Origin of the sequence: Variovorax sp. RO1, from assembly GCF_002849325.1 — a bacterium.
In the GTDB taxonomy this organism is placed as follows: Bacteria; Pseudomonadota; Gammaproteobacteria; order Burkholderiales; family Burkholderiaceae_C; genus Variovorax.
The window spans coordinates 192,613-205,802 of sequence record NZ_PKMT01000007.1 but is presented as its reverse complement, the minus strand read 5'-3'; the positions used below and the strand labels follow the sequence as shown (position 1 = coordinate 205,802).

Below are 13,190 nucleotides of genomic sequence, written 5' to 3'. Positions count from 1 at the left end.
CAGATCCATCGGGTGACCAACCCATTATTGCCTTCCTGGACGGCTCCCATGACCCAAAACCAACTCGACAAGAAATCCGAAGCCTGGTCGGCCCTGTTCTCCGAACCGATGAGCGACCTGGTGAAGCGCTACACCTCCAGCGTCTTCTTCGACAAGCGCCTGTGGCAAGCCGACATCGAGGGCTCGCTGGCGCACGCCGGCATGCTCGCGGCCCAGGGCATCATCAGCGTGACGGACCACGCCGCCATCGAGCGCGGCATGACGCAGATCCGCAGCGAGATCGAGGCCGGCAGCTTCGAATGGAAGCTCGACCTCGAAGACGTGCACCTGAACATCGAGGCCCGCCTGACCCAGCTGGTCGGCGATGCCGGCAAGCGCCTGCACACCGGCCGCAGCCGCAACGACCAGGTCGCCACCGACGTGCGCCTGTGGCTGCGCGGCGAAATCGACCTCATCGGCGACCTGCTGGTCGACCTGCAGAAGGCCCTGGTGGACATCGCCGAGAAGAACGTCGAGGTGATCCTGCCCGGCTTCACCCACCTGCAGGTGGCCCAGCCCGTGAGCTTCGGCCACCACATGCTGGCCTACGTGGAAATGTTCAGCCGCGACGCCGAGCGCATGGGCGAGGTGCGCCGCCGCGTCAACCGCCTGCCGCTGGGTGCCGCCGCCCTGGCCGGCACCAGCTACCCGCTCGACCGCGAACTGGTGGCGCGCACCCTGAAGATGGACAGCGTCTGCCAGAACAGCCTGGACGCCGTGAGCGACCGCGACTTCGCGATCGAGTTCACCGCCGCCGCCAGCCTGTGCATGGTGCACGTGAGCCGCCTGAGCGAAGAACTCATCATCTGGATGAGCCAGAACTTCAGCTTCATCAACATCGCCGACCGCTTCACCACGGGCTCGTCGATCATGCCGCAGAAGAAAAACCCCGACGTGCCCGAACTGGCGCGCGGCAAGACCGGCCGCGTGGTCGGCCACCTGATGGCGCTCATCACGCTCATGAAGGGCCAGCCGCTGGCCTACAACAAGGACAACCAGGAAGACAAGGAGCCGCTGTTCGACACCGTCGACACGCTCAAGGACACCCTGCGCATCTTTGCCGAGATGATCGGCGGCATCACCGTCAAGCCCGAGGCCATGGAAGCCGCCGCGCTGCGCGGCTACGCCACCGCCACCGACCTGGCCGACTACCTCGTGAAGAAGGGCCTGCCCTTCCGCGACGCGCACGAAACCGTGGCCCATGCCGTGAAGGCCGCCACCTCGCACCAGGTCGATCTGTCGGAGCTGCCGCTGTCGGTGCTGCAGCAGTTCAATCCGAACATCGAGAAGGACGTGTACGACGTGCTGAGCCTGCGCGGCTCGCTCAACGCCCGCAACGTGCTGGGCGGTACTGCGCCTGTGCAAGTGAAGGCGCAAGTCGCCCGCCACCGCGCCCGCCTGGGCTAGAAATGTTGGCCCCCCGGCTTTTCACTCGCTTCGCTCCTGTAACTCCACCCCCCGGGGGGGAGGCGCGGCTCGCCTTGGGGCGGCCCGGCGGCGGCCGCCTGTAAGCGGCGAACTTCAGAGCGGGAAAGCACTTCATGTTCTACGCCATCCCGCTCGAAAACAAACCGAGCTGGCACAACCCGCCGTGGATGACGGTGCTGCTGATCCTCGTGAACATGATCGTGTTCTGGGGTCCGCAGCGCAGCGAAGACAACGGCCGCGAGCGCGCGGCGCAGTTCTACGTGCAGAGCGTGCTGCCTGAACTGGAGCTGCCACCCTTCGTCGAGTGGCTCGAGAAGACCGACCCGAAGCGCGGCAAGACGGCGCGCCGCGCGCTGCGGCATGAAGAGGCCTACCCGCAGCTGCTCGAAGCGCTGCAGAACGACCAGCCCTTCCTGAAGAAGCTGCGCGCCGACGAGGTCGTGACGCCCGCGAACCCGCGCTTCGACGAGTGGCAGCGCGAACGCCGCCAGTACGAGGCGATGCTGCCCCCGCCTTTCACCGAGCGCTGGTCGCTCGACCAGAACAAGGGCGCCGCGTTCAAGCCCTGGACCTGGATCACCGCCGCCTTCCTGCATGCCGACACCGGCCACCTGCTGGGCAACATGCTGTTCCTCTTCCTGTTCGGCTTCTCGGTCGAACTGGCGCTGGGGCGCGGCACCTACCTGTGCTTCTACCTGCTCGGCGCCGTCGGCTCGTCGCTGCTGGCCAGCTGGGCCTATGCCGGCGCCGGCGGCCACGGCCTGGGCGCTTCGGGGGCGATCTCGGCGCTGATGGGCATGTACGCCGTGATGTACCGGCTGCGGCGCATCCGCTTTTTCTACCAGCTGTTCTTCTATTTCAGCTACGTCACCGCACCCGCCCTGCTGTTGCTGCCGGCCTGGATCGCCAACGAGCTGCTGCAGCAATGGATGGGGGACCAGGGCGTCGGCTACATGGCCCACCTGGGCGGCCTGCTGACGGGCGCCGCGCTGATGGCCGGCGCCATGTGGCTGGGCCGCGTGAAGACGCCCGAGACCGTGAAGTCGGAAATGGTGACCGACGACCACCGCTTCGACCAGCACGTGGCCGCGGCGCGCAAGCTGTCGGCGGCGATGAAGTTCGAGCCCGCCTGCGCCGAGTGGCGCGCCGCCGCCGCCCTGCGCCCCGGCGACGCCGACACGCTGCGCGCCTGGTTCAACACCGCGCGCCTGCAGCCCGCCAGCGACGACTTCCATCAGGCCGCGCGCCGCATCTTCCGCCTGCCCGCCACCGATGAAGACACGCTGGCGCTGCAGCACAGCAGCTTCACGACCTACCTCGACCAGGCCAAGCCGGGCGTGCGCCTGAAGCCCGACGACATGGCCCGGCTGGCGCGCCGCTTCGCGCGCATCCGCCAGTTCGGCGATGCCGACAAGCTCTGCCGCATCCTGCTGAAGACCGCGCCCGACCATCCCGAGCTGGCCGACACGCTCTCGGTGTGCGCCAACGGTCTGCTGCATGCGGGCGAACGCGAGCGCGCGATGGGCCTGCTGCCGCACCTGCTGCGGCTGGCGCCCAACGACATGGTCACGCGCGCGTTGCAGCGCGCATAAAAAAACCCGGCACATGGCCGGGTTCGGTTGACGAAGCGCCGCAGCGCTTACTTGTCGTTGTGCAGGTACGTCGCCTGCTTCGGCAGCAGCAGGCTGACCAGGAAGGCCACGCCCATCATCGCCGTCACGTACCAGTAGAAGTACGACTCGTGGCCGATCGACTTCAGGCCCAGCGCCACGTACTCGGCGCTGCCGCCGAAGATGGCGTTGCCCACCGCGTACGACAGGCCCACGCCCAGCGCGCGCACTTCGGGCGGGAACATCTCGGCCTTCACGATGCCGCTGATCGAGGTGTAGAAGCTCACCACCGCCAGCGCCAGCGTGATCAGCACGCCGGCCACCAGCGGGCTGCTCACGCTTTGCAGGTTGCTCAGCACGGGCACCGTCATCAGCATGCCCAGGGCGCCGAACAGCAGCATGTTGCTGCGCCGGCCGATGCGGTCCGACAGCGCGCCGAACAGCGGCTGCATGCACATGTACAGGAAGAGGCAAGCCGTCATCACGTTGCTGGCGGTCTTGATCGACATGCCGGCCGAGTTCACCAGGTACTTCTGCATGTAGGTGGTGAAGGTGTAGAAGATCAGCGAGCCGCCGGCCGTGTAGCCCAGCACCACCAGGAAGGCGCGCTTGTGGTGCTTGAACAGTTCGGCCACGCTGCCGGCGCCCTTGGCGGCGCGGGTCTTGGTGCTGGCGGTCTCGGTCAGCGTGCGGCGCAGCATCAGCGCCACGACGGCGGCCAGGGCGCCCAGCACGAAGGGAATGCGCCAGCCCCAGGCCTTGAGCTCGGCCTCGGTGAGCAGCTGCTGCAGCACCACCACGGCCACCACGGCCAGCAGCTGGCCGCCGATCAGCGTGACGTACTGGAACGACGAAAAGAAGCCGCGCTGGCCGCGCATCGCCACTTCGCTCATGTAGGTGGCGGTGGTGCCGTACTCGCCGCCGACCGACAGGCCCTGCAGCAGGCGCGCGGCCAGCAGCAGCGCGGGCGCCCAGGCGCCGATCTGCGCGTAGGTGGGCAGGCACGCAATGATCAGCGAGCCCACGCACATCATGACGACCGAGGTCACCATCGACGTCTTGCGGCCCTTGCGGTCGGCCAGCCGGCCGAAGATCCAACCGCCGATCGGGCGCATCAGGAAGCCGGCGGCGAACACGCCGGCGGTGTTCAACAGCTGGACCGTCGGGTCCGACTTGGGGAAGAACGAGGGCGCGAAGTAGATCGCGCAGAAGGCGTAGACGTAGAAGTCGAACCACTCCACCAGGTTGCCCGACGAGGCGGCAAAGATGGCGAAGATGCGCTTGCGCTTTTCCTCGAAGGTGTAGGGGGTGTGGTTGTCGCTGGTCGCGTCCGGGCTGGAAGCGCCGGCGCTCGTGCTGCTGCTGGCAATGGCGGTCATGCGAGGGGGTCCTTGTCTCTGGCTTCAGCCCCCGCGAAGCCCGCGGAAAGCCGTGCCGGGGAGTCTGGTCCGCCGGGGGCGCGCTGTCGTCCGTAGGCCCCCGCCGCGGGACTGCGTACCCGTACGCAGGGGTAAACCCTAGGCTCTAGAGCCCATGCTCGCGCAAAAACCGATCCAACTCCAGGCTGCTCGAAAAACCCAGCTTCGCGAACATGTGCGCCCGGTGCGTTTCCACCGTGCGCAGCTCAAGCGGCGCGAGTTCCTGCGCGATGCGTTTGTTGGGCAGGCCTTCGGCCACGAGACGCGCGACCTGCATCTCGCGCGGCGTGAGCTTGGCCCATAGCGCCTGCGCGGCCTGCCGGGCCTGGCGGCGCACGGCGACCTCTTCGGCTTTCTGCAGCGCCTTGGCGATGCTGTCGAGCAGCCGCTCGTCGTTGCAGGGTTTCTCCAGCCAGCCGAAGGCGCCGTTCTGCACCGCCTCGACGGCCATCGGGATGTCGCCGTGGCCGGACAGGAAGATCACGACCAGCGGGCTGTCCTGCGCGCGCAGCGCGTCGAACACCTGCAGGCCGCTCATGCCCTCCATGCGCAGGTCGAGGATGGCGCAGCCCGGGCGCTGCAGGTCGGCGCCCGCCAGAAAGGCCTCGCCCGAGGCAAAGGCCTGCACCGCGTGGCCGCGCGACAGCAGCAGCAGGCCCAGAGAACGGCGCACGGCCTCGTCGTCGTCGACGACGCACAGGTGGTTGGCAAGCAGGGGTGCGTTCACGGGGAAGCCTCCAGTTCGAGGGTGAAGACCGTGCCGCCGCCGGGCCGGTCAGCAAACGACAACCGGCCGCGGTGGGCCTCCACGATGGTGCGGCAGATGTTCAGGCCCAGTCCGAGGCCGCCGGCCTTGGTGGTGAAGAACGGCGCGAAGACCTGCTCGGCCAGCGCCGCATCGATGCCGGGGCCGTGGTCGGCGATGCGGATGTGCACGCGTCCCTCACACAGTTCGGCCTCGACCTCGACCACGCGCCGGTCGGGCGGCGTGCCCTGCTCCATCGCCTGCAGGCTGTTCGACAGCAGGTTCAGCAGCACCTGCTCGAGCAGCACGCGGTCGCCGCGCACCGGCGGCAGCGCGGGCGCCACGCGCACCTCGGCGCGCACCTGCCGCTGGCGCATCTCGCCCTGCAGCAGCGCCAGCACGTTGGCCACCAGCGCGGCCACCGCGCAGTCTTCAGTGCCGGCGGTGCGCTGGCGCACGAAGCCGCGGATGCGCCGCACGATCTCGGCGCTGCGCTTGGCCTGCGCCACGGTCTCGTCGAGGCTGCTGGCCAGCAGCGGCTGGTTGCCCTGCTCGGCGAAGGCCTTGGCAGCGCTGGCGAAATTGCTCAACGCCATCAGCGGCTGGTTGAGTTCGTGGGCCAGCGTGGACGCCATCTCGCCCAGGCTGGCCAGGCGCTGCGCATGCTGCAGCTGCTCGTCGTTCTGGCGCTGGCGCAGCTCGGCGCGCTTCTGCTCGGTGATGTCGACCACCGAACTCATCCAGCCGCTGTGCCGGCCGTCGGCGTCGATGAGCCTCGCGGTGTAGACCATGGTGATGACCTCGTGCCCGTCGCGGTGCCGCAGGCGCGATTCGAAGCCGGAGCGCGCGGGCTGTCCGCTCATCATGGCCTCGTAGTGGAACCAGTGCTGGGTCACGTCGTCGGGGTGCCAGTAGGGGTACGGCGGCAGCCGCCCCAGCAGCTCGTCGGCGCCGTAGCCGGTCATCTCGCAGAAGGCCGGGTTGACGTAGATGATGCGGCCCTGCAGGTCGCGTGCGCGCATGCCGACCAGCAGCGAGTCTTCCATCGCCTTGCGGAAGGCGTGGGCCTGGTCCAGCTCATGGGTGCGCTCGCGCACGCGCAGCTCGAGGTCGCGCCGCGCGTCGCGCTGCTCGGCAAAGCGGCGCTCGCGCAGCCGCCAGTACAGCGCGCCCAGAAGCAGCACTCCGGCGCCCAGCAGGCCGAGCATCCAGGTGCGCTCGCGCGCGCGGGTGACTTCGGCGTGGTCGGCCATCACCGTCAGGGTCCAGCCCAGGTCGGGCAAGGGCTCGTCGACGGCGAGAAAGCGGCGCGCCTTGCCGCCGACCGTCGTGCGCACCAGGTAGCCGGGCGCGTCCTCGATGGGCTCGACACGCCACGGCAACGGCGCGAAGCGGGTGCGCGTGCCGTACTGCTGGTCGTGTTCGATGCCGGCCAGGTCGGCGGGGCTCAGCGGCCGCGTGGCCTGGTACATCCAGCCCGGCACCGAGCTCAGGAACACGATGCCGCGCGCGTCGGTCAACAAGATCGGATCGCGCACGAAGGCCCAAGCGTCGTGCAGCTGGCGCAGGCTCACCTTGACGGTAATCACACCCAGCACCTCGCCCCCACCGCCCTCGGCACGCACCGGCGCCGACATGAACAGCCCCGGCTCGCCCGTGGTCTGGCCCACGCCGTAGAACAGGCCGTGGCGCCCGGCCCGCGCGTCGAGAAAGTACGGCCGGTTGGCGTACGACTCGCCGACAAAGCTCTGCGGCGTGGCCCAGTTGCTCGCGGCCAGCGTGAGGCCTTGCGGGTCGGTCAGGTACAGCGCGTCGGAGCCCGCGAGGCGGTTCACTTCCTCGATGTAGTGGTTGGCGCGCTGTCGCGTGGCGGGGTCCTGCGGACGGGCCAGCACGGCGAGCACGTCGGGGTGCATGCCGGCGGTGAACGGCAGGTAGCCGTACTTGCCGGCGGCGTCGCGCAGGCCGAGCACGTGCACTTCCATGGCGCGGCGGATCGAATCGGCCTGGAAGTTCGCCTCGCGCCGCGCGGCCCACTGGCCGGCCACGGCGATCAGCAGCAAGACCAGTGCAAGGACAGCCGCCCAGGCCACCAGCGCGCGGCGGCGGGAGCGCACCGGCGATGGAGATGAAGGAGCAGGAAGGGACGGTTCGGGCGTGAGGGGCGGCATGGGAGGCGGGTCCGCAGGTCCGGCCGGCGCGGCGTGCGGAATTTTGCCTTGATCCGCTCGCCGGTCTCCCGTCAGGCCGCCGGCCGCAGCAGCCAGCGCACTTCCTGCGTCTGCTCGCTCTCCGGGTAACGGGCTTCGAGCGTCGTCAGGATCGGCTGCGCCATGTCCGTGCGACCCAGCCCCTGCACCAGCACGCGGGCCGCCAGCTCGTAGGCCTGCGGAATCGCCGCGTGGCCGCGGAAGCGCTTGTCGAAGCCCGACAGCAGCGCCAACGTGCCGTGGGCGTCGCCGCCGCGCCATTCGGCGCGGGCCATGGCGATGACCATGGCCGGGTCGTCGAGCACGAACGTCTTGTCGATCGCGCGGCAGGCCTTGAAGACTTTCAGCGCGTCCGACGTGAGGTCGCGCCGCATCAACAGCGGAATGAAGCGGCGCGCGTGGTCGAACAGCGTGTCCTTCTTGTCGGGCATGAGCGCCAGCACGCGGTGGTAGCGGCGCTGCGCGGCCAGGTCGTCGGCGTCGGCGGTGCGCTGCGCCTCGTAGGCAATGCCCAATGCAGCGGCCAGGTCGCCGTCGGTGATGCATTGCGCGACCTCGGCGTCGGTGCGCTGCGCGGCGATCTGCGCGGGCGTGCGGCGGTCGGCCGGCGCGCCCTCGTCGGCGCCCGCGCCGGGCACGAGGTCGATGCCGAAGGCGTCGTGGTGCTGGTACATCACGTAGCCCAGCAGGCTCGCCATCACCCAGCCGAAGTAGATGAACGCGAAGTTGACGATCGGCAGCACGATGCGCCCGTCGAACACCGGCAACACCATCGAGATCGCCACCTGCGCGCCCGTGCTCAGCAGGAACAAGAAGAAGCACAGCAGCGCGTAAGGCCAGCCGATGGTGCGCATCGCGTCCATCACATGCGCGGGGTTCATGGCCTGGAAGAAGCTGCCCGACTGCACCAGCACGATCACTGCGGCCGGGAAGGTGAAGGACATGATGAACAGCCCCACCGTGCCCAGCACCGGCTCGTACCACGCGAGCCAGCCGATGAGCATCGTCTGCACCAGCGAGATGGCGAAGAGCTTCCACGGCAGGTAGGTCCACTCGTCGCTCGATTCACGCCCGAAGTCGGCCGAATCGCGGATGCCGCGCGCGCCCAGCGCAATGACCTTGAAGCCGTAGCGGCTGGCCGCCAGGATGATGCCGACCTCGATGACGATGAACGCCAGCGCGTCGGGCAGGAAGAACACGGCCTCGAACAGCAGGCTGCAGAACGACAGCACCAGCCCGTAGGCCAGCGGCCGCAGCTGGAGCGGAAAGGCGAAAAAACTGTTGAGGCGGTGCCAGAACGGCGGGGGCGGCGGCAGGGAGTCGCGGTCGATCATGGCGGGGCCTGTTCTGCGGCTGCGGCTACTTGCGGAAGAAATCGCTCTGGCTCATCGCGCCCGCGCCGCCCAGGCGCACCACGGTGACGCCGTTGGAATGCACGAGGCGCATCTGGCCGAGTTCGCGCTCCAGGCGCTGGGTGAAATTGCTTTTGTACTGCAGCACCGACTCGCCCATCTTCAGCACGCTGGTGCCCGAGACAGTGGCGCTCTTGCGGTCGGTGGCCAGCTCGATGCTGTCGATGTGGTAGTCGTACTCGATGGTGAGGATGCCGCCCATGCGGTCGCCGACGGTGCGAAACAGCTCGATGTTTTCCTTCACCGAGTCGCAGGCTTCGTCGCGGTTCTGAGTGGTCTCGAGGGTGCGGCCCATGGCCGTGACCTTGCTCTCGATCACCGCCTTGCGGCTGAGCTTCTTGCAGATCGCGTCGGCGTCGCGCGAGTAGATGGCGTGGGCGTCTTTCTGGTAGTAGTCGCGCACCATCGCCTCGTCGAGCTTGCGGCCGCCGACAAAGAAGAACCACGCGCCCACGCAGAGCGCGATCACGATCGCAATTTGCTTCATTCCCGCCCCCGCGCGCACGCGGTCCCACTCCGTTTTGCGGCGCAGTATACGTTGCCGAATGTTTCCAGACGGCGACGCGGCGGGGGCTCAGCCGGCCTTAGATGGCGCGGTAGAAGATGTAGTCGGCCTGGTACTTCACGACCTGTTTCTGGCCCATGTTCGTGGCGCCACAGGTCGCAGCGGGGGCCACGCCGCCCTGCGTGGCGACGCGCTGGATGTAGCTCACGCCCTGCATGGCGCCCATGCCGGTGGCGGGGTTGGCCTTCACCAGCTGGTGGGGAATGTTGCCGGTGCCGTTCGGCGCCACCGCCACCTGCGTGGCCGTGACCTTCGAGCCGTCTGCGTTCTCCCAGGTGGCGGGCGGTCCGTAGTATTTGCCGACCTGCTTGCCGGCGCGGTCCATCAACTTGGCGTCGGGGCCGACGAACACCCATTCGTGCTCGCCCGGCGTGTTGGCCTTGGCGCGGCATTCGTAGGTGATGTCGCCGGCACCCACGGTTTCCATGGCCACGCGGTGGCCGGCGGGCACCTTCACGGCGTCGGGCAGGCTGGCCTGCGAGAACATCGGCAGGGGCTTGGCGCCCATGCCGGAACAGGCGGCCAGGCCAAGCGCCGCTGCAAGGGTGGAAGCCAGGACGGTCAGGGTGCGGATGTGCATGGTCGTTTCCTTGGTGTCTGATCGGTGGTGAAAAAGAAAGAGCCGCCGTCTGGAGTTCTGCATGTCGACGCCCCCCTGCCCCCTGTACGCAGCCCGACGCCCGTTGGATTCACACGGGTCGCGCTGAATCCGCCGACGCGGCCGGGCCGTACCTGGGGCATGCGCACCGATGCCCCACAATCCGCCGATGACCGCACCCAGCCCCGACGCCGAACTGATGGCGCTGATCGACCGGATCGGCCATCGCGACGAAGCCGCCCTGCGGCAGCTGTACGACCGCACCTCGCCACGGCTCATGGGCCTGGCGATGCGCGTGGTGCGCCAGCGCGAATGGGCCGAAGACGTGCTGCAGGAGTCCTTTCTCACCGTCTGGCGCGTGGCCGGCGACTACCGCGCCTCGCTGAGTCCGCCGCTGGCCTGGCTGGGGCTCATCGTGCGCAGCCGTTCGCTCGACCTGCTGCGCCGCCGCACCGCCGACCGCGCCCAGCTCACGCAGGAATTCGACGAGCTGATGGCCGACACCTTCGAATCCGACACGCCCAACCCGGCCGACATGGCCGATGCGAGCGAGCAGGCCTGGGCGCTGCACCAGTGCCTGAGCCAGCTCGAGGGCCGCCAGCGCGAGGTGGTCAGCCTGGCCTACCTGCGCGAGCTGAGCCACAGCGAACTCGCCGACCAGCTCAAGCTGCCGCTGGGCACCGTGAAGACCTGGATCCGGCGCGGGCTCGACAAGCTGCGCACCTGCATGGGCCGCTTCGCCTGACCACGAGACCCGCCCCATGAACCTCCTTGCCCACCCCGAACTGCTCGAACTGCTGGCTGCGAGCCATGCGCTCGGCACGCTGCGCGGCGGCGCCCGCCGCCGCTTCGAAACCCTGGCGCGCGAGCAGGCGCCTGTGCGCGCCGCCGCGCTGGTCTGGCAGGGCCGGCTGGCCGGCATGACCGAGCTGCAACAGCCGGTCACGCCCGACCCGGCCGTCTGGACCCGCATCCGCAACCTGATCGACGCCGAGCAGGCGCAGCAGGCCCTCGCGCGGCAGCGCGACGCCGCCACGCCCATCACCGCACCGTTGACCACCACCGGCGGCTGGCTGCGCAGCCTCGCGCTGTGGCGCGGCGCCGCCGCGGCCGGCGCGCTCGTGGCCGTGCTGGCCGTGGGCGTGGGCCTGAACCTGCGCGAGCAGCTGATCAACGCGCCCGCCGTGCAGTACGTGGCCGTGCTGTCCGACGACAAGGCCGCCGCCTCCATGCTCGTGACCTTCGACCCGAAGAAGAAGCAGCTGGTGCTGCAGCGCGTGGGCACCTTCCGAGAAGGCACCGACAAGTCGCTGCAGCTGTGGGCGCTGCCGCCCGGCGGCGCGCCGCGCTCGCTCGGCGTGCTGGACAATGCACCGGCGCTGCGGCTGGCCGCCTCGGAATCCGATGTGCGCGTGCCGGCGCTGGCGATCAGCCTGGAGCCCAAGGGCGGCGTCCCGAGCGCGGGCGGCCCGACCGGGCCGGTGCTGTTCCATGGCCCGCTGATCGAAAAAACGCTCTGACCCTGTCCTGAATTTCTCCGCTTTCGTCTTCCTTCCGATGCCTTCGATGAAATCCGCACTGGCGGCCACCGCCGCTTTGCTGCTGGCAACCGCTGCCTTCACCGCCCAGGCCCAGACCGCGGCCGCCGCCTTCCCCTACGAAGCCGACGGTTCGACGGCCGCCGACACCGCCCCCGCGTACCTCGCCGCCAAGGCCCGCTGGCACAACGAGCTGGCCGCCTTCGCGCGCGCCGACCAGGAGCGCTTTCCGCAACCCGGCGGCGTGGTGTTCGTGGGCAGCTCGACCGTGCGCATGTGGACCCGCCTGTCGCAGGACTTTTCCCGCGTGCCGGGCGGCATCGTCAACCGCGGCTTCGGCGGCTCGACGTTGGCCGACTGCGCCCTGTTCGCGCGCGATCTCGTGGTGCGCTACAAGCCCCGGCAGGTGGTGCTCTATGCCGGCGACAACGACCTGGCCGAAGGCCGCACGCCGCTGCAGGTGCTCGACAGCTTCGCGCGCTTTGCCAACACGGTGCGCGCCGAGCTGCCCGACGTGCGCATCAGCTTCATCTCGGTCAAGCCCAGCCCGTCGCGCGAGCAGCTGATGCCGCAGATCCGCGAGACCAACCACGTGATCTCGGCCTACCTGAACCTGCTGCCCAACAGCGAGTACATCGACATCCACACGCCGATGCTCGGCGCCGATGGCCGCCCGCGCCCCGAGCTGTTCCGCGGCGACCGCCTGCACCTGACGGACGAGGGCTACCGGCTGTGGCAGTCGGTGGTGGCGCCGCATCTGCCGATGCCGCCTTCGGTGCCGGTCTCGCCTTCCAACGCGCCCTGATCAGGGCGGCGGCAGCAGGTCCTGGTATTCGGGAAGCGTGAGCAGCTCCAGGTCGGGGAATTTGCGCACCGCCTCCTTGACGTTCTTCAGCGTCTGCACCATGCGGGCGCGCACCGTCTTGCGCACCCAGGCCTGGTCGTCGGGCGACAGGCTGCCCAGGTAGTAGGCGCCCGCCACGCAGCCGCCCAGGAAGTTCTCGGCCTTCGCCTTGGCTTCGTTGAGCCGCTTTGCGTGGACCTGAGCGATCACCTGCGCCAGGTCTGCGCCCGGTGAGGCCTTGCGCGCCGTGTTCAATTGGCTCATCACGGGACCGTCGCTGTCGAACGATGCCGGGTGGCAGTAGACCCACGACAGGAACATCCGGTCGGCTGCCGATTGGCGGTCTGTCCCGTCCAGGTCGATGGACCCACTCAGGTGTTTTGCCGCAGCGGCGTGACCGTGCTCGGCCGCCAGCCAGCGCCACTGCAGGCTCTCGCTTCGACCGGCACCACGCCTAAGAAGAACCGCGAGGGATTCGTAGGCGGGCGTATAGCCTTCCGCTGCTGCGGATCGAAGGTCTTCCATTGCACGGGCACGGGTCGCTGCATCGACCTCCACACCCATCATGAGCGACCAGCCGCGATGCACGCGTCCGAAGGGAGAGCCGCTGTCGGCGAGTGCAATTTCGCAGGTCGACGGGTTGGCCGCGGCATAGCAATCCAGCCGCCGCTGCACGTCCTGCTGCGCCGCCTCCGGCAGCGCCGAATGCGCCGCCGCGCCCCACGCCAGCACGCAAACCGCCAACGCACGTTTCCAAACCACGGAATCGATCATCGCCCTCTC

12 protein-coding genes are annotated in these 13,190 nt (G+C 69.0%); 5 read left to right on the top strand and 7 right to left on the bottom strand.

What is annotated here, in order from left to right; all coding sequences use genetic code 11:
- Positions 1-48 precede the first annotated feature (48 nt).
- Positions 49-1,446 carry an argininosuccinate lyase gene (argH, locus tag CY658_RS27840; RefSeq protein ID WP_101493267.1) on the top strand — a complete coding sequence of 466 codons (1,398 nt, stop codon included), beginning with the start codon at positions 49-51 and terminating at the stop codon, positions 1,444-1,446.
- Positions 1,447-1,580: 134 nt separating this feature from the next.
- Positions 1,581-3,059, top strand: coding sequence for a rhomboid family protein (locus CY658_RS27835; RefSeq protein ID WP_101493266.1), 1,479 nt, complete (start codon positions 1,581-1,583; stop codon positions 3,057-3,059).
- A 47-nt stretch (positions 3,060-3,106) separates the two neighbouring features.
- Here the strand turns inward: CY658_RS27835 and CY658_RS27830 are convergent, their stop codons facing one another.
- The 6 genes from CY658_RS27830 to CY658_RS27805 all read right to left on the bottom strand — a co-directional run bounded on the left by CY658_RS27830 (position 3,107) and on the right by CY658_RS27805 (position 10,007).
- The gene (locus CY658_RS27830; RefSeq protein WP_099795530.1) at positions 3,107-4,456 is read right to left on the bottom strand and encodes an MFS family transporter; all 1,350 of its coding nucleotides are present in this window, start codon (positions 4,454-4,456) and stop codon (positions 3,107-3,109) included.
- 145 nt (positions 4,457-4,601) lie between these two features.
- A complete protein-coding gene (locus CY658_RS27825) occupies positions 4,602-5,222 on the bottom strand; it encodes a response regulator transcription factor (protein ID WP_101493265.1) in 621 nt (206 codons plus the stop codon).
- Positions 5,219-7,411, bottom strand: coding sequence for an ATP-binding protein (locus CY658_RS27820; protein WP_101493264.1), 2,193 nt, complete (start codon positions 7,409-7,411; stop codon positions 5,219-5,221). The genes CY658_RS27825 and CY658_RS27820 overlap by 4 nt, the downstream gene beginning before the upstream one ends.
- Positions 7,412-7,482: 71 nt before the next feature.
- Entirely contained in the window at positions 7,483-8,784 is a 1,302-nt protein-coding gene (locus CY658_RS27815) for a hypothetical protein (protein ID WP_101493263.1), read from the bottom strand.
- Positions 8,785-8,809: 25 nt separating this feature from the next.
- Entirely contained in the window at positions 8,810-9,349 is a 540-nt protein-coding gene (locus CY658_RS27810; RefSeq protein WP_101493262.1) for a hypothetical protein, read from the bottom strand.
- Between the two features lie 97 nt (positions 9,350-9,446).
- Positions 9,447-10,007 carry a DUF3455 domain-containing protein gene (locus CY658_RS27805; RefSeq protein ID WP_101493261.1) on the bottom strand — a complete coding sequence of 187 codons (561 nt, stop codon included), beginning with the start codon at positions 10,005-10,007 and terminating at the stop codon, positions 9,447-9,449.
- A gap of 187 nt (positions 10,008-10,194) precedes the next feature.
- Here CY658_RS27805 and CY658_RS27800 point away from each other — a divergent pair, with 187 nt between their 5' ends.
- Genes CY658_RS27800 through CY658_RS27790 form a run of 3 tightly spaced genes read left to right on the top strand, consistent with a single transcriptional unit; the run spans position 10,195 to position 12,368 of the window.
- Positions 10,195-10,770: an RNA polymerase sigma factor gene (locus CY658_RS27800; RefSeq protein ID WP_257885008.1), complete on the top strand. Its 576-nt coding sequence runs from the start codon at positions 10,195-10,197 to the stop codon at positions 10,768-10,770.
- Positions 10,771-10,786: 16 nt separating this feature from the next.
- On the top strand, positions 10,787-11,545 hold the full coding sequence (locus CY658_RS27795) for an anti-sigma factor (protein WP_101493259.1): 759 nt from the start codon (positions 10,787-10,789) through the stop codon (positions 11,543-11,545).
- A 46-nt stretch (positions 11,546-11,591) separates the two neighbouring features.
- Positions 11,592-12,368, top strand: a complete 777-nt coding sequence (locus CY658_RS27790; protein WP_101493339.1) for an SGNH/GDSL hydrolase family protein — start codon at positions 11,592-11,594, stop codon at positions 12,366-12,368.
- Here CY658_RS27790 and CY658_RS32595 read toward each other — a convergent pair whose 3' ends face one another.
- On the bottom strand, positions 12,369-13,181 hold the full coding sequence (locus CY658_RS32595) for a hypothetical protein (protein ID WP_143713803.1): 813 nt from the start codon (positions 13,179-13,181) through the stop codon (positions 12,369-12,371). It abuts the gene before it with no gap.
- Positions 13,182-13,190: the final 9 nt, after the last annotated feature.

Excerpts from the sequence above, each read along its gene's own strand:
- CY658_RS32595 (WP_143713803.1), bottom strand. The coding sequence starts at position 13,181 with ATGATCGATTCCGTGGTTTGGAAACGTGCGTTGGCGGTTTGCGTGCTG.
- argH (WP_101493267.1), top strand. The coding sequence starts at position 49 with ATGACCCAAAACCAACTCGACAAGAAATCCGAAGCCTGGTCGGCCCTG.
- CY658_RS27830 (WP_099795530.1), bottom strand. The coding sequence starts at position 4,456 with ATGACCGCCATTGCCAGCAGCAGCACGAGCGCCGGCGCTTCCAGCCCG.
- CY658_RS27820 (WP_101493264.1), bottom strand. The coding sequence starts at position 7,411 with ATGCCGCCCCTCACGCCCGAACCGTCCCTTCCTGCTCCTTCATCTCCA.
- CY658_RS27810 (WP_101493262.1), bottom strand. The coding sequence starts at position 9,349 with ATGAAGCAAATTGCGATCGTGATCGCGCTCTGCGTGGGCGCGTGGTTC.
- CY658_RS27835 (WP_101493266.1), top strand. The coding sequence starts at position 1,581 with ATGTTCTACGCCATCCCGCTCGAAAACAAACCGAGCTGGCACAACCCG.
- CY658_RS27795 (WP_101493259.1), top strand. The coding sequence starts at position 10,787 with ATGAACCTCCTTGCCCACCCCGAACTGCTCGAACTGCTGGCTGCGAGC.
- CY658_RS27790 (WP_101493339.1), top strand. The coding sequence starts at position 11,592 with ATGAAATCCGCACTGGCGGCCACCGCCGCTTTGCTGCTGGCAACCGCT.
- CY658_RS27805 (WP_101493261.1), bottom strand. The coding sequence starts at position 10,007 with ATGCACATCCGCACCCTGACCGTCCTGGCTTCCACCCTTGCAGCGGCG.
- CY658_RS27815 (WP_101493263.1), bottom strand. The coding sequence starts at position 8,784 with ATGATCGACCGCGACTCCCTGCCGCCGCCCCCGCCGTTCTGGCACCGC.
- CY658_RS27800 (WP_257885008.1), top strand. The coding sequence starts at position 10,195 with ATGACCGCACCCAGCCCCGACGCCGAACTGATGGCGCTGATCGACCGG.